The organism is Streptomyces sp. NPDC088725, assembly GCF_044751305.1.
Lineage (GTDB): Bacteria > Actinomycetota > Actinomycetes > Streptomycetales > Streptomycetaceae > Streptomyces.
This window is the reverse complement of record NZ_JBIVLO010000002.1, coordinates 195,731-217,012: the sequence shown is the minus strand read 5'-3', so window position 1 is coordinate 217,012 and position 21,282 is coordinate 195,731. Positions and strand designations below refer to the sequence as shown.

The following is a 21,282-nucleotide window of genomic DNA, read 5'->3' as shown; positions in this document are numbered from 1 at the left end:
TTTATGTGCGCCTGACGGGAATGCTTCCTCAGGCGCACATATGTTTTTGCCGGCTTCTCCGGATGGGGCTCAATGCGGCGACGAGGAATCCGTGAAGTGCGGATTTCCGGCTCTGCACCTGTTTTAGGAGAATGACATGGCAACTGGCACCGTGAAGTGGTTCAACTCGGAAAAGGGCTTCGGCTTCATTGAGCAGGACGGCGGCGGCGCCGACGTCTTCGCCCACTACTCGAACATCGCCACCCAGGGCTTCCGTGAGCTCCAGGAGGGCCAGAAGGTCTCGTTCGACGTCACGCAGGGCCAGAAGGGCCCGCAGGCGGAGAACATCGTCCCGGCCTAATTTCCGGACGCGTACCTCGCAGCCGGGGCCCGCACCTGCACGGTGCGGGTCCCGGCTCGCGCTGTCCTCAGGCCCAGGAAGGCATTTCCCGTCATGACTCGACCCGAACGCCAGGACCGTGCTGTCAGATCAGCCGGTAAGCGCCCGGTGAATTCCCGTTCCAACGGATCTTCGAGGGGCTCGGCGAAGGCACCCGCCCGCCGCTCCGCCGCACGTCCGCAGGAATTCACGCTGCCGGAGACCATCACCCCCGCACTGCCCGCCGTCGAGGCGTTCGACGAGCTGGACATGCCCGCAGGGCTGCTGAAGACCCTCACCGCCCAGGGTGTGACAGAACCTTTCCCCATCCAGGGCGCGACCCTGCCGAACTCGCTCGCGGGCCGCGACATCCTCGGCCGCGGCCGTACCGGCTCCGGCAAGACCCTCGCCTTCGGCCTCGCGCTCCTCGCCCGCACCGCGGGCCGCCGCGCCGAGCCCCGCGCACCCCTCGTCATGGTGCTGGTCCCGACGCGCGAGCTGGCGCAGCAGGTGACCGACGCGCTCACCCCGTACGCCACCGCCGTGAACCTCAAGCTCGCGACGGTCGTCGGCGGCCTCTCCATCAGCAAGCAGGCGGCCCAGCTCCGCCGCGGCGCCGAGGTCCTGGTCGCCACACCGGGACGGCTGAAGGACCTCATCGAGCGCGGCGACTGCCGCCTCGACCAGGTCGAGATCACCGTGCTCGACGAGGCCGACCAGATGGCCGACATGGGCTTCATGCCGCAGGTCACCGCGCTCCTCAAGCAGGTGCGCGCCGACGGCCAGCGGATGCTGTTCTCGGCGACCCTGGACAAGAACATCGACCGGCTCGTCCGCCAGTACCTGACGGACCCCGTGGTCCACTCCGTCGACCCGTCCCAGGGCGCGGTCACCACGATGGAACACCACGTGCTGTACGTGCTGGACGAGACCGACAAGAAGGCCGTCACCATCCGCATCGCGGCCCGCGACGGCCGGGTGCTGCTCTTCCTCGACACCAAGCGGTCCGTGGACCGGCTGGTCAAGCGGCTGCTCGCCAGCGGCGTACGGGCGGCGGGCCTGCACGGCGGCCGCTCCCAGCCGCAGCGCAACAGGACCCTTGAGCAGTTCAAGACCGGGCAGGTCACCGCGCTCGTCGCGACCAACGTCGCGGCGCGCGGCATTCACGTCGACGACCTCGACCTCGTGGTCAACGTCGATCCGCCCGTCGACCACAAGGACTACCTGCACCGCGGCGGACGCACCGCACGCGCGGGGGAGTCCGGCAGTGTGGTGACGCTGGTGCTGCCCGAGCAGCGGCGCGAGATGACCCGGCTGATGTCGGACGCCGGCATCGACCCCAGGTCCGCCAGGATCAAGTCGACCGACGAGGAACTGACGCAGCTCACCGGTGCGCGGGAGCCCTCCGGCGTCGCCGTCACCATCGAGGTGCCGCAGCAGGCGGTACCGCCGAAGCAGAAGCCGCGTACGGCGCGGCCCGCGCGCGGCGGCTCGGGCGGCAACGCGAACGGTGGCGGCGCCCGCATCGGCGGTGCCCCCTCACGCGGCAGCCGCGGCCGGCGCGGACGCCCGGGCGGCAGTGGCGCCCAGGGCGGCCGCCGCACCGCGGCCTGAGGCTCCGACCGGCGGAAACGCCCGCTTGTACGGCAACGCCCGGCCCCGCGCACTGAGCGCGGGACCGGGCGTTTCTGTGTGCGCGTACGGGGGCTGTCGCGTCCGTGCACGGCAGGGGAAGGTCTCGGCCCGACCGGTTAACTTCCGGGAAATTCCATGGAGTTGGGATTGACGTGTCCCTGTCTACGCGCGTCATCATGAGGCATGCGAATTCCCCCACGTACGCGCATCGCCGCGCTCGGCGGCCTGGCCGCCCTCGTCTCCACGCTCCTCGTCGGCGGAGTCACCGCCACCGCCACGGCCGCCCCCACCGCCGTCGGCAGCATCTGCTACGGAAGCCTGCCGTCCCAGGCCCACGACACGCTCGACCTGATCGACGCGGGCGGCCCGTTCCCGTACGACCAGGACGGCGTCGTCTTCCAGAACCGGGAGCAGCTGCTGCCGATCCAGTCCAGCAGCTACTACCACGAGTACACCGTCGTGACCCCGGGCTCCCCGGACCGCGGCGCCCGCCGCATCATCACCGGCAGCAAGACCGACGAGGACTACTACACGGCCGACCACTACGAGTCGTTCTCGCTCGTCGACTTCGGCTGCTGAGACCCGCTCAGCAGGAGGGTAACCTCCGCCCCATGACGATGACGTATGTGATCGACGGGGCGGAGGTCACCGGCCTCGACCGCTTCTGGCAGGTGATCGGCGCCGCCGTGAACGGCCCCGACGGCTATTTCGGCCGCAACCTCGACGCGCTCGCGGACTGCCTGCACGGCGGATTCGGCACCCCGGACGACGGCGACTACGTCATCGAGTGGCGCGCCCACGACCTCTCCCGCCAGGCACTCGGACACGAGGAGACCGCCCGCGAACTCCGCCGGAGGCTGGCCCGAGCCCACCCCGGCAACAGGGCCGCGCTGAGCACGCGACTGGCGGAGGCGGAGGCCGGCCTGGGCCCCACGATCTTCGACGAACTGACGGGCCTCTTCGAGGAAGAAGCCCCGGGGGTACTGCGGCTGAGGTGACCGGGCGTGCCGGGGTCCGGCCGAGGCCTCCGGGGGTTGTCGGTCCCGTTCGGTCAGGTGTCGCACTCCAGCACCGTGCCGCACAGCCCGCACCGGGCCCGCACGCGCCCTCGGACGGGTATCCGGATGCGCTGGTGGCAGGTCGGGCAGGCGAAGGCGACGCGCAGACCGTCCGGCATCCGCTCGAAGACGTACGGAGAGCCGGGGCCGGGGGCGTGGTCGGCGTCGGAGCCGGTGGGCGTGTCCGCGTGGTCGAGTGCGTAGCGGCGGTCCTTGGCGTACCGGAGCCGGCCCAGTCGGCCCGCGGTGGTCAGCGGCGGCTGCTGCTCGTCGCGCAGCGCCTGCGCCCGGCCCTTGGTGTACGCGGTGTAGCCCTGCGGGCTGGTGAACCAGATCCGAGGGTCCTCGTCGAAGACGAGCGCCCGCTTGGCGAGTACGTAACCGAACTCCTCGGGCGTGAGATAGCCGAGCTTCTGACTGGAGTCGCGGTCCTCGCGGTACGCGTCGAGCAGCAGCCAGCCGGCGCCGAGGTAGGTCGTCGCGGTGTCGGTCAGGATCTCGTTGGCGCGGGTGCCGGGGAAGCTCAGGCCGAGCCGGTGCAGCAGGACGTGGGTGATCTCGTGGGCGAGGGCGGCGCCGATGTCCCGCCGGTGGGTGCGGAATCGGTTGTTCAGCTCGATGAAGTACTCCGGGCCCGCGGCCAGTTCGACGTTCGCCGCGTGCTCCATCTCGCGGAAGCTGATGATCATGTGCGCGTCCGGCAGGCGCAGTTGCCGGACCAGCGCGTGTGCGACCCGCTGCGCGCCGAGATGAAGATCGTCCAGATCGCTGAACGCGACGTCGGCCGGAGCGACGCTGGGTGCGTATGAGCGGATGCCGTCGGGCGTCAGCCGTCTGTAGAGCGCGGTGACGGCCGCCCGCACGGTGTCCAGCTGTGGATAGCCGTGGACGACCTCGCTGCCGTTCGTCACGTCCGGACACCCCCTGAAAGGACGGTCAGCCGGAGTCAACTCTACGGCGGTCGGGATCTGATCGGGGCGGTAATACGAGCAGGTCGCGACGGGTACGTGTGGCCCGATGGCCGGAAAACACCGGCGCGCGTGGCGAAAAGTAGCCACTTGTGGCGTGGCCGAATGCCTCCGCATAATCCTGATCACGTTTTGTCGAGCGCATGACAAAAACGTGTCTGTACGGGTCGACTTCGTACACCGCGCCCGTCGGACAGCTTCCGGTCCGCGTGCGCGTCCCCCCCACACATGGCCACCCCCCCCCGCCGTGAAAGGCCAGACCCATGAGCCAGCTTCTGCGCGCCCTCAAGAGGGGCGCCGCCACCAGCGCGGTCCTGCTCGCCGCCATCAGCCTCCAGCCCTCGTCCGCCTCCGCCGCACCCGCCCAGGACCGAGCCCCCTCCCCGGTGACCTCCGCGGTCCGCGACGCCGCTCCGGTCGCACCGCCGGTCGTCGGCGGTTCCCGTGCCACGCAGGGCGAGTTCCCCTTCATGGTCCGGCTCTCCATGGGCTGCGGCGGCGCGCTCTACGCCGAGGACATCGTCCTGACCGCCGCGCACTGCGTGGACGGATCCGGCAGCGACACCAGCATCACCGCCACCGCGGGCGTCGTCGACCTCAACAGCCCGGACGCCGTCACCGTCAAGTCCACCGAGGTGCTCCAGGCTCCCGGCTACGACGGAGCGGGCAAGGACTGGGCGCTCATCAAGCTCGCCGAGCCCATCGACCAGCCCACCCTGAAGATCGCCACCACCACGGCGTACAACTCCGGCGACTTCACCATCGCCGGCTGGGGCGCGGCGACCGAGGGCGGCGGCCAGGAGCGCTACCTGCTCAAGGCGACCGTCCCGTTCGTCTCCGACAGTGCCTGCAACACGGCGTACGACGGTGAGGTCATCGCCGACGAGGAGATCTGCGCCGGCTTCGACGAGGGCGGCACGGACACCTGCCAGGGCGACTCCGGCGGCCCGATGTTCCGCAAGGACAACGCCGGCGAGTTCATCCAGGTCGGCATAGTCAGCTGGGGCAACGGCTGCGCGCGGCCCGGCTACCCCGGCGTCTACACCGAGGTCTCGACCTTCGCCTCGGACATCGCGTCGGCGGCGGCGTCGCTGTGACGTGAGCCCGGAGGAGGGGCAGGCGCCGTACGAACCGGCGCCTGCCCCTTCCGCATTCCACGCCCTGAGCCCGGCCCTTCGGGACACGGGGGCCCTGCGGGGTTCGCGGGGCCCCGCGTGCCGCCTCTCCCGGTGGTCCGGGCCCGGCGCCCGCTCGCGCTGTTTCCGCACCCCGCATCGGGATCCCGCATCCTGATCACCGGCCGACCTTCCTGACCGGCGCCGTCTAAGCTGCCCGACCATGACCACGAGCAACAGTCAGGGCATCGACGAGCCCGTACGCGCCGAGTTGAACCGCCTCCGCGACAGCATCGACAACATCGATGCCGCCGTTGTCCACATGCTCGCCGAACGCTTCAAATGCACCCAGCAGGTCGGCCTCCTCAAGGCCGAACACCAGCTGCCCCCGGCAGACCCGGCCCGCGAGGCCAACCAGATCACCCGCCTGCGCCAGCTCGCGGAGAACGCCAAACTGGACCCGGCCTTCGCCGAGAAGCTCCTCAACTTCATCATCGCCGAAGTGATCCGCCACCACGAGCAGATCGCCGACGGCACGGCGCCGGACACCGGAACCGAGAACGCCTGAACTCACCCGGCCACGGCGCCGGCTACGGCCCGAGCCGGTAAAGGACCTTCCCGCCACGCGGCGCCGCTCCAAGGGCCTCGTAGAACGCGAGGGCGGGAGGATTGTCCGTGTCCGCGGTCCACTCGATACGCGAGCACCCGGCCCCGGCCGCCACCGTCTCCAACTCACCCATGAATGCCCGCGCGACGCCACGACGCCGAACGAACTCCCTTGCGTACAGCTCTTTTCTGAGCGCCCCGCATGACGGGTCGTCCGGCTGACGAGTCACGGGAGCGGGGGCGTTGACGGGGCGTCGGGGGCCGCCCCAGGTGTCCCTGGAGGTGCTTGCCGAACGCCGTTCCCTCAGGCCGCCGCCGCGGTGATCTCGGTCTGTATCGCCGTCGCCCATTCCACCAGGAGCTGGTGGTACCGCTCCTGCTCGGCGAGTGAGAGCGTTCCCCCGGCGCGTGTCCAGAGCGCGCGGATGTCCGCGTTCACGGCGGCCGGTGACCGCACGGAACCAGGCGTGTTGGGGGTGAGGGACATACAGCCAGGATAGGGGCGCGGGCCGCGCGCCCCGTCCATTGCGGGGTGTGGCGTGCCCGCACCGGCCGTGAGTTGCGTCGCATCACGCGGTCGGGGACCTGTGCGGGCGCCCGGCCGCCCGTGCCACGGAGAGTGATCTGCCGCATTCCCCGGACGGATTGCTGCGGCCCGGCGCATCCTGGATCTCCAACCATCCAGAGAGGGCGACACCATGACGCTGCGCTTCATCGGTACCACCTCCGAGCACGGCGACTGCCCCACCCTGTACGAGGTGGAAGAGACAGGCGACATCGTCGTCCAGGGTGACCGGCTCACCGATCCCGAGCATCTTGAACAACTCCGTGACGTAAAGGAGTCCGAGACCTTCGTCGTCATCCCCCGGGAACTGCTCACTCGCTTCGCGCCCAAGGGGTGACGTGCCGCACCTGATCCCGTTCGCCGAGGTCGGGCACCTGTTCACCGAGTTCGAGCACACCGCCTGGCGACTGGAGACCCGTCAGGGCTACGCCTCCGACCGGCAAGGGGCCCGGTTCCAGATGTTCCTGCGCGGCGTTCAGCCACGACCGGAGCCGGATCATCCGTGGAACGTCAACGTCAGGGCGCAGACCCGGCTGGGCAAACGGTTCGCACGCGTACGGATCATCGACGATCCGCCCACGGACGGCCAGCGGTTCCTCCTCGCCACGGCCGCCGCCAACGTCGAGGCGGGCGAGGACATCCGGATCCTGGCGCGGGACGAGGCCCGCCGTCTCGGCCTGCCCGGACATGACGTGTGGCTCTTCGACTCACGGATCCTGGTCCGCATCCACCACGACGGCGCGGACGCGACGCTCGGTGTCGAGGTGACCGACGATCCGGCGAGGGTCCTGCGCATCCGCCGGGCCCGCGACGCCGCCTGGTGCCGGGCCACACCCACGGCCCAGGTGTGGGCCCGGGTACGTTCGACGGTGTGAGCACAGACTTCCAGAGCGCCCGAATCGCCCTCGGTGCGCGGCTGCGTGAACTGCGTACCGAAGCGGGCCTCGACGGAAAGGGAATCGCGCGGGCACTGGACTGGCAGCGCTCGAAGGTCAGCCGTCTCGAGACAGGCAAACAGACCCCGACCACCGCGGACCTGACCGCCTGGGCCGAGGCGGTCGGACGACCGGATGTCGCCGCGGAGCTGACCGGGCGGCTCGCGGGACTGGAGACGCGCTACCGGTCCTGGCGCAGGCAGCTCGCGAGCGGCCACCGGGCCCGGCAGGAACTGGCGCTCGTCGAGACCGCCGCCACGCGCGTCATCCGCGGCCTGGAAGTCTCCCGTGTCCCGGGCCTGTTCCAGACGGCGGACTACGCGCGGTACATGTTCTCGGTGAACGCCGAATTCCGGCAGATGCCCCGGGACATCGACGAAGCGGTACGGGCCAGGATGCGCCGCCAGGACGCGCTGAACGAACCGGGCCGCCAGTTCCGGTTCCTGATATGGGAGGGCGCGCTGCACATGATGGTGTGCCCCCGGGACGTGATGGCGGCTCAACTCGACCGGCTCGCCGGCCTCATCGCCCTGGACACCGTCGATCTCCGCGTCATCCCGTTCGGCACGCAGCTGCGCCGTACACCGGCTCACGGCTTCTGGATATACGACCAGCGGCTCGTCATCGTCGAGACGATCGACACGGAGATGTGGCTGGAGGACACCGACAGCGTGGAAACGTACGGCCGTGCCTGGGACTGGCTCCTCGAATCAGCGGTTCAGGGGCCCCAGGCGCGCCGGCTCATCGGCCGCGCGCGAGCCGCGCTCGCCGTTCCCTGAACGACTGCTCCCACGCGCCCGGGCGGCACGCGCAATCCGGCGCAATCGCCCGGCGATCGCGCGGCCGGCGCGGTTAACGTGCTGGCCATGGCCAACGGGACACACGCCACGGGTACCGCGCACATAGCCTCAGCCGGGGAGGAACGGCTCGCGCTCAGAGCGCAGAGCCCGGGGCGAAGAGCCCGCGCGTGCGGTGTCCGCGGGTCGTGGGGCACCGGCCGGCCGTGCGATGTCCGCCGCTCGTGGGATGACGGCCGTGCCTGCGATGACGGCCGTGCCTGCGATGACGGCCGGTCGTGCGACGCCCGCCGGTGCTGTGACGCCCGGCGTCCGGGCGGTCGGGCCGGAGGTTCCGCGGAGGTCCCCGGATGACCACGGAAATCAGCCGGATGCCGGCCGTCGAGACGTTGAGCGAGCGTCAACTGCGCGGCGCCGACTGTGTGTTCTGCGGTCTCGCCGTGTCGCGGGAAGAAGTCAGGGACCTCGGACAGCGGAAGAGGCGGGTATTCGGCCTCCAGGTGTCCTGGTTCCCCCGCGCGCACCCGCGCTGCGCCGAGGGCGGCGGGTCGTGACCGGAGTGACCGCGTGATCGGAGTGCCGCGGGGGCGGAGCGACCGCGTGACCGGAGTGACCACGTGGCCGGGGGAGCGGGCGTCCGCCCGACCGGCGCCGTACGCACCGTCCCCGTTGCGGACCGCCGACCGGGGGCATACGCGCACGCGCCGCAACCTGCGGGCCGCCGACCGGAGTCCACACACGTACGTGCCCGGCACCACCCCGACCCGGGCGGCCCGACGCCCTCCCCCCCCCCGCGCCTGAACCGCCGGTTCGGGCGCCCGGAGCCCTGTCCCGGCTGATCACCCCGGCTGACCGCTCCGGCCGGGTTCCGGCTGACTGCTCCGGCCGACCGCTTCGGCCGGGTTCCGGCTGACTGCTCCGGCCGACCGCTTCGGCCGACCACCTCGGCCGACCGCCCCGGCTCATCGCCCGGCTGGTCGCTCCGGATGACTACCTCGGCCAACGGCCCCTGTCGCCCGCTTCGGCCGATCGCCTCGGCCGCCCGCTTCGGCCGATCGCCTCGGCCGCCCGCTTCGGCTGATCGCCCCGACCGACGGCCCCGACCGACGGCCCCGACCGACGGCCCCGACCGACGGCCCCGGCCGACCGCCCGGGCCGATCGCTCGGCCGACCGCCCCGGCCGGGCTCCGGCCCGCCCGCCGCCCCGCCCCAGCCGTCCGGATCCGGGCCCGCCGGGCGTACAGGCGCCGTACCCCCCTGCGCCGGGCCCCGTCCATCAGGCAGCATGGCCACCATGTCCGTACTGACGCGCGACGAAGCGCAGACCCGAGCCCAGCTCCTCGACGTTCACCGCTACACGGTCGCTCTCGATCTGACCACCGGCGAGGACACCTTCGACTCCCGCACCGTCATCCACTTCACCACCCGGGCGGCCGGAGACACCTTCGTCGAGCTGAAGCCCGCGACGCTGCGCTCCGTCACCCTCGACGGCCGCCCCCTCGACCCCGCCGCGCTCGACGACAACCGGCTCGCGCTCACCGGCCTCGGCGCCGGGGAGCACGAGCTGCGGGTCGAGGCCGACATGCGCTACTCCCGTACCGGCGAAGGCATGCACCGCTTCACCGACCCCGCCGACGGCGAGACGTACCTCTACACCCAGCTGTCCATGGAAGACGTCCAGCGCGTCTTCCCCGCCTTCGACCAGCCCGACCTCAAGTCCGTCTTCGAACTGGCTGTCGCCGCCCCCGAAGCCTGGACCGTCCTCGGCAACGGCATCGCCACCCACACCGGTGAAGGACACTGGACCTTCGCCCCCACCCCGCCCATCTCGACCTACCTCGTCGCCGTCGCGGCGGGCCCCTGGCACTCCGTACGCACCGAACACGCCGGCATTCCCTTCGGAATCCACTGCCGGCGCTCCCTCGCCCCCTACCTGGACACCGACGCGGAAGAGATTCTCGGCATCACCCGCGCCTGCTACGACCGTTACCACGAGAAGTTCGAGGAACCGTACCCCTTCGACTCCTACGACCAGGCGTTCGTCCCCGAGTTCAACGCGGGCGCCATGGAGAACCCCGGGCTCGTCACCTTCCGCGACGAATTCGTCTACCGCTCCGCCGTCACCGACACCGAGCGGCAGACCCGCGCCATGGTCATCGCCCATGAGATGGCCCACATGTGGTTCGGCGACCTCGTCACCCTCGCCTGGTGGGACGACATCTGGCTGAACGAGTCCTTCGCCGAGTACATGGGCTACCAGACCCTCACCGAAGCCACCCGCTTCACCGAGACCTGGGTCGACTTCGCCATCGGACGCAAAGCCTGGGGATACGACGCCGACCAGCGGCCCTCCACCCACCCCGTCGCGCCCGCCCCCGAGGACGTCCCCGACGCCGAGGCGGCGATGCTCAACTTCGACGGCATCTCCTACGCCAAGGGCGCCTCGGCCCTGCGCCAACTCGTCGCGTGGCTCGGCGAGAAGGACTTCCTGGCGGGTATCAACGTCCACTTCGCCCGGCACAAATTCGCCAACGCCACCCTCGCCGACTTCCTCGACTCCCTCGCCCAGGCCACCGACCGCGACGTACACGCCTGGGCCGCACAGTGGCTGAGCACCTCCGGCGTCGACACTCTCACCGCCGAGGTCACCGGCACCGTCACGGAGACCGGGCGCGGCTGGACCCTCGACGTCGCCCGCGAAGGCAGCCGTCCGCACCGTATCGCCGTCGGGACATACGACCGCGACGTGGTCGACCCGACCCGGCTCGTACGGCGCGACCTGCTCGAACTCGACCTGCCGGGGACCGGCGACGCCCTGGCACGCCCGGGCAGCAGGCCCGCCCTCGTCGTCATCAACGACCAGGACCTGACGTACGCCAAGACCCGCCTGGACGCCGAGTCCTGGAAAACCGTCCTCGACTCGCTCTCCGGGGTCCCCGACGCCCTCACCCGCGCCGTCCTCTGGAACGCCGCACGCGACATGGTCCGCGACGGTGAACTGGCCCCCGGTGTCTACCTCGACGCGGCCCGCGCCCACCTGCCGTACGAACAGGACCTCGCCGTCGCCCAGGGCGTCCTCGCCTTCGCGGCGGGAGAGATCGCCGACCGGTACCTGCCCGCCGACGAGAGGCCCGCGGCGCTCGCCACCCTCGCCGCGATCTGCCGCGACCTCATCCGCCGCACCGAGGACGGCAGCAACCCCGGCCTGCGCCTCACCGCCGTACGCCACTACATCGACGCGGCCACCCAGCCCGACGGCATCCAGGACTGGCTGACCTCGGGCGACATCCCCGGCGGGCCCGAAGTCGACCCGGAACTGCGCTGGCGCATCCTCACCCGCCTCGCCGTCCTCGGCGCGGCCGACGAGCCCGCCATCGCCGCCGAACTGCGCCGCGACCCCAGCGCCACCGGCCAGGAGGGCGCCGCTCGCTGCCGGGCGGCCCTGCCCGACCCCGCGGCGAAAGCCGCCGCGTGGGACAGCCTCTTCGCCTCCGAAACCCTCTCCAACTACCTCTTCACCGCCACTGCCCAGGGCTTCTGGCAGCCGGAACAAGCCGATCTCGTCAACGAGTACGTCGTCCGCTACTACCCCGAGGCGGTGGCCCTGGCAGCCCGCCGGGGACCGGCCATCGCCGCCGCCGCGGGGCGTTACGCCTTCCCCGTGTACGCGATCGACCAGCACGCGCTGGCGCTCGGCGAGGAATGTCTGGACGGCACCGAACTCCTCCCCGCCCTGCGCCGCAGGCTCATTGACCAACTGGACGACCTGCGGCGGGTGTTGAGGAGCCGCGCGGCCTGATCCGCCGGGCCGGCCGCCCGTTGTTCCGGGGCCCGGGGCCCGTACGTCTGTACGTACGATCGCCCCGGGCCGAGCCGTCTTCCACATCGGCGCGAAACCATCTGTCCGCCACCGCACCGCAGTGCCGCTTCCGTGTCCCCGTCGTTGTGCTGCACGGGCGCCGGGACCGAGCCCCGGGACCCTCCGGTGTGTCCGCGTGCACCTGTGCGCTTCTGCCCGCGCGGATCAGAAGGACCCTGCGAGCATGCCGCGGCGCACACCGCCCGTACAGGTGATCCGTACGGGCTCCGCGTGCCGCGACACACTCCTCACTTTCGTGGAAGGCAGCCCCGCCGATGACCGCCCAGCCAACCGACTTCGACACTCCCCACGACCTGGTGGGCATCGGCATCGGCCCGTTCAACCTCTCCCTGGCCGCGCTCGCCGACGGCATCCCCGACGATCGTGCGGGCCACGGCGACCGTGCGGGCCATGGCGGCCTCGCCACCGCCTTCTACGAGCAGCGCCCCGCCTTCCACTGGCACCCCGGACTGCTCATCGAAGGCACCACCCTCCAAGTCCCCTTCCTGGCAGACCTGGTGACCCTCGCCGACCCCGCCAGCCCCTGGTCCTTCCTGAACTACCTCAGAGCCCGCGACCGCCTCTACCCCTTCTACATCGCCGAGCGTTTCCACATCCAGCGCACCGAATACGACGCCTACTGCCGCTGGGTCAGCGAACAACTCCCCGGACTCCACTTCGGCCACCAGATCGACGCCGTCCGCTGGAACCCCGAACGCGCGCTGTTCGAGGTCGACTTCACCCAGCTCGACGCCGACGGCGAAGCCCAGGCACTCGGCCGCGCCCACGCCCGCAACATCGTCCTTGGCGTCGGCACCGAGCCCTACGTCCCCGACCCGCTCAAACCCCTCGCCGAAGCACCCGGCGCCCCCGTCATCCACTCCGCGGACTACCTCCACCACCGCGAACAGCTCCTCGACGCGGGGCACATCACCGTCATCGGCTCAGGGCAGTCGGGCGCCGAGATCTTCCTCGACCTGCTCCGCGCCCGCCCCGCCGGAGCCGAGAAAATCCACTGGCTCGCCCGCACCGAGGCCTTCGCGCCCATGGAGTACTCCAAGCTCGGCCTCGAACACTTCACCCCCGACTACGCCCACTACTTCCACGCCCTGCCGGAACACGTACGCGGCGATCTCCTGCCCCGCCAGTGGCAGCTCCACAAAGGCATCGACGCCGGCACCATCTCCGCCATCCACGACGAGCTGTACCGCCGCAGCCTGCGGGGCGGCTGGCCCGACGCCGTCCTCACCCCCGGCGTCACCGTACGAACGGCGGGACGCGTCGCCACCACCAGAGTCGAACTGCACCTGGAACACGCCCAGCAGGCCGGCCGCAGCCGGCTCACCACCGACGCCGTCGTCCTCGCCACCGGCTACCGTGAACGCCCCGTCGACCGGATCCTCGCCGGCCTCGAACCGTACGTCCGCCGCGACAGCGCCGAACGCCCCCGTATCGACGTACACCACCGGCTCGTCCTCGACCCGTCCGTCACCGGCTCCGTCTACGTACAGAACGCCGAACGGCACACCCACGGCGTCGGCGCACCCGACCTCGGCCTCGCCGCCTGGCGCAGCGCCTCCATCCTCAACCACCTCACGGGCACCGACGTCTACCCGCTGCCCCGGCGCACCGCCTTCACCAGCTTCGGCCTCGACAACCAGAACCAGGCCCATCGGGCACCCGCACCGACGGGCCTGGTCCCCCTCACCGAAGTCCGCTGAGAGCGGCCGGATTCCGGGCGGCTCACTCCGGGCCGCCCGAAGACAGGACCTAGAAGACCGGCGTGCCCTCGCGCGTCAGCTTCCAGTCCACCGACGCGAACTGTGCAGGATCCACCGTCCCCGCCGACCGCACCCACTCGATGATCGTGTTGCGGATCTCGTCCGAATTGGCCCACAGCTGCTGAGCGGTGGCGACATGCGGGAAGTTGCCGCCGCCGCTCGCGCGGTAGTTGTTCACCGCCAGCACGAACCGGGCCGCGGGATCGACTGCCGCACCCTCGAAGCGCAGATCCGTGATCCGCGCACCCACGGGCTTCGCGATGTCGATCTCGTACGTCACACCCGACACCACGTCATAGTTGTAGTCCGGAGTGTTGCCCGCGTTCGTCAGCTTCGACGTGTCCACCGGCGCACCCGCCGCCGTCTGCACGTAGTACGCCGCCGAGAACTCCAGATACTCCTTGAGCTGCGCACCGGTCACCAGACGCGCCTCCAGGGTGTTCTCGAACGGATAGAGCCCCGCCGCGTCCTTGAGCGTCACCTCGCCCGCCGGGATCTTCGCCGTACGCGAGAAACACGACGCCTGCGACAGCACGGGCAGCGCCGCCCACTCGCCGCCCGCCAGCGCGGCCTTCACCGTCTCCGTCTGGACGTGGTTGATCAGATCGATGATCGGCTCGTCCTTCCACGGCGCGTCCACCGTGGTCATGGCGACCGTCGCCGTACCGATGACCTGATTCACATACGCCACGACCTTGCGGTGCTCGTCCGCGAGCATGCGCGTGATCTTCGGGTCCTCGGCCACCGTGTTCGAGTTCAGAAGCCGCGAACCGACCCGCGCGACCTGCCAGGAACCCCGCTCCCACACCAGATCGATGTCGAACAGCGTCAGCCGCTGGCCCCACAGCAGCGGCTCGGACAGCACCACGTCCTTGCCGGTCTTCTTGTTGACGACCCGGCGCTCGGGAATCTCCACATGCGCGTGCCCGACCAGGATCGCGTCGATGCCCGGCACCCGCTCCGCCACCAGCGTCGCCGCGTTCTCCACGTACGGCACCTGATCCCCGTACGAAGACGTGCCGTCCGTACCCGAATGCGCCGACACGATCACCACGTCCGCGCCCATCGAGCGCAGCTTCGGCACCCACGTGGCCGCCTGCTCCTCCAGGCCCGGGAAGGTCATCTTCCCCTGGACATTCGCCCTGTCCCAGATCGCGATGCCCGGATTCGTCAGCCCCAGAACCGCGACCCGCACCTCATGCCCGTGCGGCGTACGCAGCTTCTTGATGACGTAGGGCTGGAAGGCGGGCTTCAGCGTCTTCGCGTCCAGCGCGTTCGCGCCCAGCAACGGGAAACGCAGCTGCTCCTCGAACTTCCGCAGCAGCGGAATGCCGTAGTTGAACTCGTGATTGCCGAGGGCCGCCGCGTCATAACCGATCGCGTTCATCGCCTGCGCCATCGGGTGCACAGGGCCGCGCTTCGCCGTGATCGGGTCGATCTTCGCGTAGTAGTACGACAACTGCGTGCCCTGGATCGTGTCACCCGCGTCTATCAGCAGCGTGTTGTGACGGCCCTTCTCCCGGCGGACCTGGTCGACCAGCGTCGAGATCTTCGCGAGCCCGACGTCGTTGTGCGCGGCGTCGTCGTACTCCTTGTCCGTGAAATAGTCCCAGTTGAAGACATTCCCGTGCATGTCGGTCGTGCCCATCACGGTGAACGAGTACCGCTGCGGCGGACGCCCGTGGTCTCCCTGGCCGTGACCCCCGTGGCCGTGACCCGTCGCCTCGGCCGGCACCGCGAGCCCGCCCACCAGCGCGGCGCTCGCGCCGGCCGCCGCGGAGGTGCCCAGGAACGTCCTTCTGTCCAGCGGCATTTGTGCTCCTTCTGTCCATCTCGATCCTCGAACAACGCGCGTAGATTCTGGCTCGGAGCCACCCCGCGGCAACACCCCCGCCAGGTTGCGATCAGGTGACCGCCGACTGTCAGACCCGAATGCGACAGTGTTCGTACGACGCGACACCGCCGCGGTCGCGGTGGCGTACGCGACGGAACGGCGCCCGCACGCCGCCTGTCCCACGAAGGAGCCGACGCCCCATGACCAACGCCGACGCACCCGCCGCCGCGGCATCCGCCGACACCGGACCCGCCCACGCCGCGTCCACCCACGCCGCGCCCTACGGCACCCCCGAAATCCCCAGGGTCGCCGTCCGGGGCGAAGCGCGCCTCGAAGTCGACCCCGAAATCGCCAGGATCTCCGTCGCCGTCAACGCCCGGGGCACCGACAGGCGCACCGCGCTCGACGACCTCACCCGCCGCAACGCGGACGTCCTCGCCCTGATCAAAAGCTACGGCGACGCCGTCGAAAAACTGGAAACCGGCGCCTTCTCCATCAGCCCGGAACTCACCAAACGCGGCCGCGGCGAACGGATCCGCGCCTATCACGGCCGCGTCCACATCACCGCCGAACTCTCCGACTTCACCGCCCTCGGAGAACTCACCACCCGCCTCGCCGACCTCGAACTCACCGACGTCACAGGACCCTGGTGGGCGCTGCGCCCCCACTCGCCCGCGCACGGCGAAGCCCGCCGTCAAGCCGTACGGGAAGCGGTCAAGCGCGCCCGCGAATACGCCGGGGCGCTCGGCGCGGACCTCGCCGCCCTGGTCGAGCTGGCGGACAGCGGCGCGGAGAACGCCGGCGGATACCCCGCACCCGTGCCCCCGGGCGCCATGCGCAGCCGGGTCGCGTACGGAAACGGACCTGGCGAGGAGGCACCCGCCCTCGATCTCGAACCGCAGCGCCAGACGGTCTGCGCACACGTCAACGCCCGCTTCACCATGACACCGCCCGACCTCACCGCGTAACCGGACCAGCTGCCAGGAAAAGACCCGGAACAGGCTCACGGAAGGGGGCCGTCATGGAATGCCGGACGCTCATAGGAGCGCCCCCGCGCACAATTCGACGGGTGACAACAACCCTTCACGCAAAGGTTGTTGAGCGGTCATGCACGACCAATTCTCTACCGGTCGGTAAGGTCTACGCTCGAATTATGCGCCGAGCCAAAATCGTCTGCACCCTGGGGCCTGCCACCGACTCCTACGACCAGATCAAAGCCCTGGTCGAAGCCGGAATGGACGTCGCCCGACTCAACCTCAGCCACGGCACCCACGCCGAACACGAGGAACGCTACCGGCGGGTGCGCAAAGCCGCCGACGAGTCGGGCCGCAGCGTCGGAATCCTGGCAGATCTTCAAGGCCCGAAGATCCGGCTCGGCCGCTTCCGCGAAGGCCCCGTACTGCTTGAACGCGGCGACACCTTCACCATCACCGTCGAACCCCTCGAAGGCGACCGCGACATCTGCGGCACGACCTACGAAGGGCTCGCGGACGACGTCACCATCGGCGAGCGCATCCTCGTGGACGACGGCAAGGTGGCCCTCGAAGTCACCTCGGTCGAAGGCCCCCGCGTCCGCACGATCGTCCTTGAGGGCGGCATGGTCTCCGACCACAAGGGCCTCAACCTCCCCGGCGTCGCGGTCTCCGTCCCCGCCCTCTCCGAGAAGGACGTCGAAGACCTCCGCTGGGCCCTGCGCACCGGCGCCGACGTCATCGCCGCGTCCTTCGTACGCAGCGGGAACGACATCGAGGACATCCACCGGGTCATGGACGAGGAGGGCGTCAGGCTCCCCGTCATCGCCAAGATCGAGAAGCCGCAGGCCGTCGAGAACCTCGCCGACATCGTCGCCGCATTCGACGGCGTCATGGTCGCGCGCGGCGACCTCGGTGTGGAAATGCCCCTCGAACAGGTGCCGATGGTGCAGAAACGCGCCGTCAAGCTCGCCAGGCGCAACGCCAAACCGGTCATCGTCGCCACGCAGATGCTCGACTCGATGATCGAGAACTCCCGTCCCACCCGCGCCGAAGCATCCGACGTCGCCAACGCCGTCATCGACGGCACGGACGCGGTGATGCTGTCCGGTGAGACGAGCGTCGGCAAATACCCCGTCGAGACCGTCACCACGATGGGCCGCATCGTAGAGGCCGCGGAGGAGGACCTCCTCGCGAAGGGCCTCCCGGAACTGACGGAGAGCAGCAAGCCCCGCACCCAGGGCGGCGCGGTGGCCCGCGCCGCGGCCGAGATGGGCGACTTCCTGGCGGCGAAGTTCCTGGTCGCCTTCACCCAGTCCGGCGACACCGCCAAACGCCTCTCCCGCTACCGCTCCCCGATACCGCTCCTGGCGTTCACCCCGGACGCGTCGACGCGCTCACAGCTGAACCTGACCTGGGGCGTGGAGACGTTCCTCGGGCCGTACGTCGACTCGACGGACGCGATGGTCGACCAGGTCGACGAAATCCTGCTGCGGACCGGACGCTGCCGGAAGGGCGACGTCGTGGTGATCACGGCGGGCTCCCCGCCGGGAGTACCGGGTTCCACGAACCTGGTGCGCGTGCACCACGTCGGCGAGGACGACAGCCCGAAGTAGCCGCGGGTCAGTACTTCGGGCCGACGTGGGCGTCCATCAGCGCGACGGACGCGCGCTTGGCGACGGAGACGGTGCGCGCATTACTCCGCCGCCAAGCGACGCCGAGCCTGTCCAGAGTGTCCGTATAGAGGCGCATGATGTCGGCGGACATGTTGGTGAAGAAATACCGGGGGTACTCGTACCGCTTCTTCTCGCCCGCGACGACGCGTGTGGTCCAGTTGATGGTCCGGCAGCCGTCGGAATGGATGAACCCACGGATGAGCTCCCAGGGGTGGTCGGCGACGATCTCCTGCTGCCAGGTGGTGAGTTCGATGGTCCGCTCGTGCTTCTTGCCAGGGCCGTGCTGCGGGAACAGGCATGGCCAGTGGCGATCGTGACTGCTCACCATCACGCACCCCTCCTTCTTGAGGACTGACAGCGCGGCTTCGGGCCGGACGGCTGTGACGGCCGCGCGGCACAACTCGATGAGTCCCGGCCAGCTGTCTGCGCACGCGATACGCAGGTAGAAACCGCCATGGGGGTGCGGACTGACACAGCCGTCGCCCAGGTAAAGGCCAAGGAGGTACGCGTACGAAGCGGAGTCGGCCGGTACACCGGGGCAGGAGCGGAGCGCCACGCGGGGCAGCGGCTCGATACGGATCTGCCACTGGCGGATCGTCGCCCGCGATACACCGGTCTGCTTGCTCACGGCGTTGAGGCTGCGGCCTTGTTCAACGAGGGCGAGAGCCTGTCGGCGCGTCTCGAGGTCGTACATGACTGCGAGCCTGGCCGCAGCTCTGAAGCCATGTGCATCATCGCGCTCATGTTCACCGTTGCGGGTGAAGATCAGTGGCTAGTGATCAACCATGGAAATGAAGGGAGAGTGCCCCGAGTCGGATTCGAACCGACGCTGTATGGGTTTTGAATCCATGGCCTCTTCCGCTGGGCTACCGGGGCTCCTTCGAAACGAAGGAAGGCAAGGACCCTCCGTGCTCCAACCATACCGTAGCTAGGTAGGCTCTTGGGAAGCAGCACCCTGCCTGGAACGAGGAGCCCCGTGACCACCCCCGAGTCACCCCAGCCCGCCGAAGACGACGACAAGTCGCACGTCCCGCCGCTGACGACCCGCGTCGTCATCGCCGAGGACGAGGCGCTGATCCGTCTCGATCTCAAAGAGATGCTCGAAGAAGAGGGCTACTCCGTAGTCGGCGAGGCCGGCGACGGGCAGCGGGCCGTCGAGCTGGCTCGGGAGCACCAGCCCGATCTGGTGATCCTCGATGTGAAGATGCCCGTCCTGGACGGGATCTCCGCCGCCGAACAGATCGCCGCCGAGTCCATCGCCCCCGTCCTCATGCTCACCGCCTTCTCGCAGCGCGATCTCGTCGAGCGTGCGAGGGACGCCGGGGCCATGGCGTATCTCGTGAAGCCGTTCAGCAAGAGCGACGTGGTGCCGGCCATCGAGATGGCGGTGTCGCGTTTCTCGGAGCTGAAGACGCTGGAGGGCGAGGTCGCCGACCTGACGCAGCGCCTGGAGACACGAAAGCTGGTCGACCGCGCGAAGTCGGTGCTCCAGACGCAGTACGGCCTGACCGAGCCCGCCGCGTTCCGGTGGATTCAGAAGACGTCGATGGACCGCCGGCTGTCGATGCAGCAGGTGGCGGAGGCCGTCATCCAGGACGCCGACGAGAAGAAGGCCGCGAAGGGGCAGTAGCGGCCTCCGCTCATCGACTCCCGTTCTCCTGTTCATCGGTCCCCGCTCACCGCCGGCCGCGCGGTGGACGTGGTTCTTCGCCGAGGCCGTCGGGCCGGCCGCGACGAAGTCCGGGTCGTCATGTCCGGGTCGTCATGCGGCAGGGCCCGGCGTCCGTCTGTTCCCTCGGACACGGCTCAGTCGATGAAGGCGACCTCGGGAAAGCGCGGTGAGGGTCCGTCGAGGAGAGGGCGTCGGCGGTTTTTCAGTGCGTGGTCGAAGAAAGCAGTGAGATAGACGCGGCGGGCGCCGGTGAAGCGGACCGGGTCGATGTCCCCGATCAGGGCCGCCACGTCAGCGGGCGGCGGGGTCCCGAAGCGGGCGGCGAGTGCGGGCAGGAGCGTCTGGTAATCGCAGTAGGACTGGTGACGTGCTCCGGTGATCCACAGGTCGCGCTTCCAGCCGGAGGAGTTCTCCCACAGAGCCTGCCAGGTGGGTACGTCGGTGTGGGTGAACGGGATGTCGGGCGCGTACCAGCTACCTGCCAGCAGGAAGGGTTTCCGCAGCCCCGTACGTGTGACCGGTGCGAACAGTTCCGGGTCGTCAGGACCGTAGCCGAGGGGCCCCTCCAGGACCGCGCCGGCGCCGATACGGTGGTCCAGTCGCATCGCCTCCGCGGCGGCCGTACCGCCCAGCGAGTGCCCGAACACGCCGACTGACGACAGGTCGAGCGCCGCGCCGAGTCCGGCAGGAAGGGCGCGGCCGGCGGCGTCGGGGTTACCGCCGCCCGCGAGCAGCCGCAACTGGTCCAGTACGAAGCGCAGGTCGGCCACCCTGCAGTCCACCGCCGCCTTCATGACCTGCGGTGGGAGCACGCCGCCGGCCAGGGAGGCGACGGGAGTGAGGACGCGGCCGTCCGGGAACTCGACAGCGAGCGCTTCGTAGGTGTGGTCGACGGCCACGACGGCGTACCCGTGACTGGCCAGGTCGGTGGCCATGGTGGTGTCGAGGAAGCGCGGGCTGAGCCGACCGGGCGTGTACAGGACGACGGGCAGTCCGCCGGGCCGGGCCGCTACGGGAGCGCCGACGGTCGCATGCGTGCCGATGCCGGTCCAGTCGACGGAGCGGCCGGGGACGCCGAGGGAAGCGGCGAAGGTGTCGAGGGCCGGGCCGAGACCCGGTGTGGCGTACGGCGCGACCTGCGTTTCGTCGTTCCGGTCTGCCGGATACCAGATGGTGATCATCAATTCTCTGGGCCGGAGCTCTCCCTCGGCCCAGGGGTCTCTTCGTTCGTGGTCGACGAGGTGCAGGTCGACGGTGCTCACGGGGTTCGGCCCGGTGGGCTCGGCCAGGTCGCAGCGGAAGAGCCCGGCATCGGTGCCCGTCGCGGCCCGGGCCGCGACGGGCAGCGCGAGACCGGCAGCCGTGGCGGTGAGAGCCCCGAGGACCAAGCGGCGGGAGATTGGGCCAACGCCTTTGCTTTCATGGGTAGTTGAGGTCATGGCGTCATCATGT

Annotated in this window: 21 protein-coding genes and 1 tRNA gene; 15 read left to right on the top strand and 7 right to left on the bottom strand. The window is 70.0% G+C overall.

Annotated elements, in window-relative coordinates; genetic code table 11:
• The first annotated feature begins 136 nt into the window (after nt 1–136).
• The 4 genes from ACIP6N_RS04850 to ACIP6N_RS04835 all read left to right on the top strand — a co-directional run bounded on the left by ACIP6N_RS04850 (nt 137) and on the right by ACIP6N_RS04835 (nt 2,991).
• Nucleotides 137–340: a cold-shock protein gene (locus ACIP6N_RS04850; protein ID WP_015607926.1), complete on the top strand. Its 204-nt coding sequence runs from the start codon at nt 137–139 to the stop codon at nt 338–340.
• Between the two features lie 93 nt (nt 341–433).
• The gene (locus ACIP6N_RS04845) at nt 434–1,972 is read left to right on the top strand and encodes a DEAD/DEAH box helicase (protein WP_401812925.1); all 1,539 of its coding nucleotides are present in this window, start codon (nt 434–436) and stop codon (nt 1,970–1,972) included.
• 204 nt (nt 1,973–2,176) lie between these two features.
• Nucleotides 2,177–2,572 carry a ribonuclease domain-containing protein gene (locus ACIP6N_RS04840; RefSeq protein WP_401812924.1) on the top strand — a complete coding sequence of 132 codons (396 nt, stop codon included), beginning with the start codon at nt 2,177–2,179 and terminating at the stop codon, nt 2,570–2,572.
• A gap of 32 nt (nt 2,573–2,604) precedes the next feature.
• Complete coding sequence (locus tag ACIP6N_RS04835; RefSeq protein ID WP_401812923.1) at nt 2,605–2,991, top strand: barstar family protein; 387 nt, start codon at nt 2,605–2,607, stop codon at nt 2,989–2,991.
• A 53-nt stretch (nt 2,992–3,044) separates the two neighbouring features.
• Here ACIP6N_RS04835 and ACIP6N_RS04830 read toward each other — a convergent pair whose 3' ends face one another.
• A complete protein-coding gene (locus ACIP6N_RS04830; protein WP_401812921.1) occupies nt 3,045–3,962 on the bottom strand; it encodes a hypothetical protein in 918 nt (305 codons plus the stop codon).
• Nucleotides 3,963–4,282: 320 nt separating this feature from the next.
• Here ACIP6N_RS04830 and ACIP6N_RS04825 point away from each other — a divergent pair, with 320 nt between their 5' ends.
• Nucleotides 4,283–5,116 carry a trypsin-like serine protease gene (locus tag ACIP6N_RS04825; protein ID WP_401812919.1) on the top strand — a complete coding sequence of 278 codons (834 nt, stop codon included), beginning with the start codon at nt 4,283–4,285 and terminating at the stop codon, nt 5,114–5,116.
• Nucleotides 5,117–5,357: 241 nt separating this feature from the next.
• Entirely contained in the window at nt 5,358–5,702 is a 345-nt protein-coding gene (locus tag ACIP6N_RS04820; protein ID WP_401812918.1) for a chorismate mutase, read from the top strand.
• A gap of 22 nt (nt 5,703–5,724) precedes the next feature.
• Here the strand turns inward: ACIP6N_RS04820 and ACIP6N_RS04815 are convergent, their stop codons facing one another.
• Nucleotides 5,725–6,090 (bottom strand): GNAT family N-acetyltransferase, encoded by a 366-nt coding sequence (locus ACIP6N_RS04815; protein WP_401812916.1) that lies wholly within the window; start codon nt 6,088–6,090, stop codon nt 5,725–5,727.
• The gene (locus ACIP6N_RS04810) at nt 6,045–6,227 is read right to left on the bottom strand and encodes a hypothetical protein (RefSeq protein ID WP_401812914.1); all 183 of its coding nucleotides are present in this window, start codon (nt 6,225–6,227) and stop codon (nt 6,045–6,047) included. The genes ACIP6N_RS04815 and ACIP6N_RS04810 overlap by 46 nt, the downstream gene beginning before the upstream one ends.
• Before the next feature lie 211 nt (nt 6,228–6,438).
• Here ACIP6N_RS04810 and ACIP6N_RS04805 point away from each other — a divergent pair, with 211 nt between their 5' ends.
• The 6 genes from ACIP6N_RS04805 to ACIP6N_RS04780 all read left to right on the top strand — a co-directional run bounded on the left by ACIP6N_RS04805 (nt 6,439) and on the right by ACIP6N_RS04780 (nt 13,617).
• Entirely contained in the window at nt 6,439–6,642 is a 204-nt protein-coding gene (locus tag ACIP6N_RS04805; protein ID WP_401812912.1) for a hypothetical protein, read from the top strand.
• Nucleotide 6,643: 1 nt separating this feature from the next.
• Nucleotides 6,644–7,180, top strand: coding sequence for a DUF6879 family protein (locus ACIP6N_RS04800; RefSeq protein WP_401812910.1), 537 nt, complete (start codon nt 6,644–6,646; stop codon nt 7,178–7,180).
• The gene (locus tag ACIP6N_RS04795; RefSeq protein WP_401812908.1) at nt 7,177–8,019 is read left to right on the top strand and encodes a helix-turn-helix domain-containing protein; all 843 of its coding nucleotides are present in this window, start codon (nt 7,177–7,179) and stop codon (nt 8,017–8,019) included. The genes ACIP6N_RS04800 and ACIP6N_RS04795 overlap by 4 nt, the downstream gene beginning before the upstream one ends.
• A 368-nt stretch (nt 8,020–8,387) precedes the next feature.
• Nucleotides 8,388–8,591, top strand: coding sequence for a hypothetical protein (locus ACIP6N_RS04790; RefSeq protein ID WP_401812906.1), 204 nt, complete (start codon nt 8,388–8,390; stop codon nt 8,589–8,591).
• 740 nt (nt 8,592–9,331) lie between these two features.
• Nucleotides 9,332–11,836 (top strand): aminopeptidase N, encoded by a 2,505-nt coding sequence (gene pepN / locus ACIP6N_RS04785; RefSeq protein WP_401812905.1) that lies wholly within the window; start codon nt 9,332–9,334, stop codon nt 11,834–11,836.
• A gap of 335 nt (nt 11,837–12,171) precedes the next feature.
• Complete coding sequence (locus ACIP6N_RS04780) at nt 12,172–13,617, top strand: lysine N(6)-hydroxylase/L-ornithine N(5)-oxygenase family protein (RefSeq protein ID WP_401812904.1); 1,446 nt, start codon at nt 12,172–12,174, stop codon at nt 13,615–13,617.
• 49 nt (nt 13,618–13,666) lie between these two features.
• On the opposite strand, the gene ACIP6N_RS04775 is transcribed toward ACIP6N_RS04780, so the two are convergent.
• Nucleotides 13,667–15,490 (bottom strand): bifunctional metallophosphatase/5'-nucleotidase, encoded by a 1,824-nt coding sequence (locus ACIP6N_RS04775; RefSeq protein WP_401812903.1) that lies wholly within the window; start codon nt 15,488–15,490, stop codon nt 13,667–13,669.
• A 221-nt stretch (nt 15,491–15,711) separates the two neighbouring features.
• Here ACIP6N_RS04775 and ACIP6N_RS04770 point away from each other — a divergent pair, with 221 nt between their 5' ends.
• A complete protein-coding gene (locus ACIP6N_RS04770) occupies nt 15,712–16,479 on the top strand; it encodes an SIMPL domain-containing protein (protein ID WP_401812901.1) in 768 nt (255 codons plus the stop codon).
• 185 nt (nt 16,480–16,664) lie between these two features.
• Nucleotides 16,665–18,098, top strand: a complete 1,434-nt coding sequence (gene pyk, locus ACIP6N_RS04765) for a pyruvate kinase (RefSeq protein ID WP_401812900.1) — start codon at nt 16,665–16,667, stop codon at nt 18,096–18,098.
• A gap of 7 nt (nt 18,099–18,105) precedes the next feature.
• Here pyk and ACIP6N_RS04760 read toward each other — a convergent pair whose 3' ends face one another.
• Nucleotides 18,106–18,852, bottom strand: a complete 747-nt coding sequence (locus ACIP6N_RS04760; protein WP_401812899.1) for a helix-turn-helix domain-containing protein — start codon at nt 18,850–18,852, stop codon at nt 18,106–18,108.
• 109 nt (nt 18,853–18,961) lie between these two features.
• A tRNA-Leu gene (locus tag ACIP6N_RS04755) sits at nt 18,962–19,034 on the bottom strand.
• A gap of 100 nt (nt 19,035–19,134) precedes the next feature.
• Here ACIP6N_RS04755 and ACIP6N_RS04750 point away from each other — a divergent pair.
• Entirely contained in the window at nt 19,135–19,788 is a 654-nt protein-coding gene (locus ACIP6N_RS04750) for an ANTAR domain-containing response regulator (RefSeq protein ID WP_401812897.1), read from the top strand.
• A gap of 176 nt (nt 19,789–19,964) precedes the next feature.
• Here ACIP6N_RS04750 and ACIP6N_RS04745 read toward each other — a convergent pair whose 3' ends face one another.
• On the bottom strand, nt 19,965–21,218 hold the full coding sequence (locus tag ACIP6N_RS04745; protein WP_401812896.1) for an alpha/beta hydrolase family protein: 1,254 nt from the start codon (nt 21,216–21,218) through the stop codon (nt 19,965–19,967).
• Nucleotides 21,219–21,282: the final 64 nt, after the last annotated feature.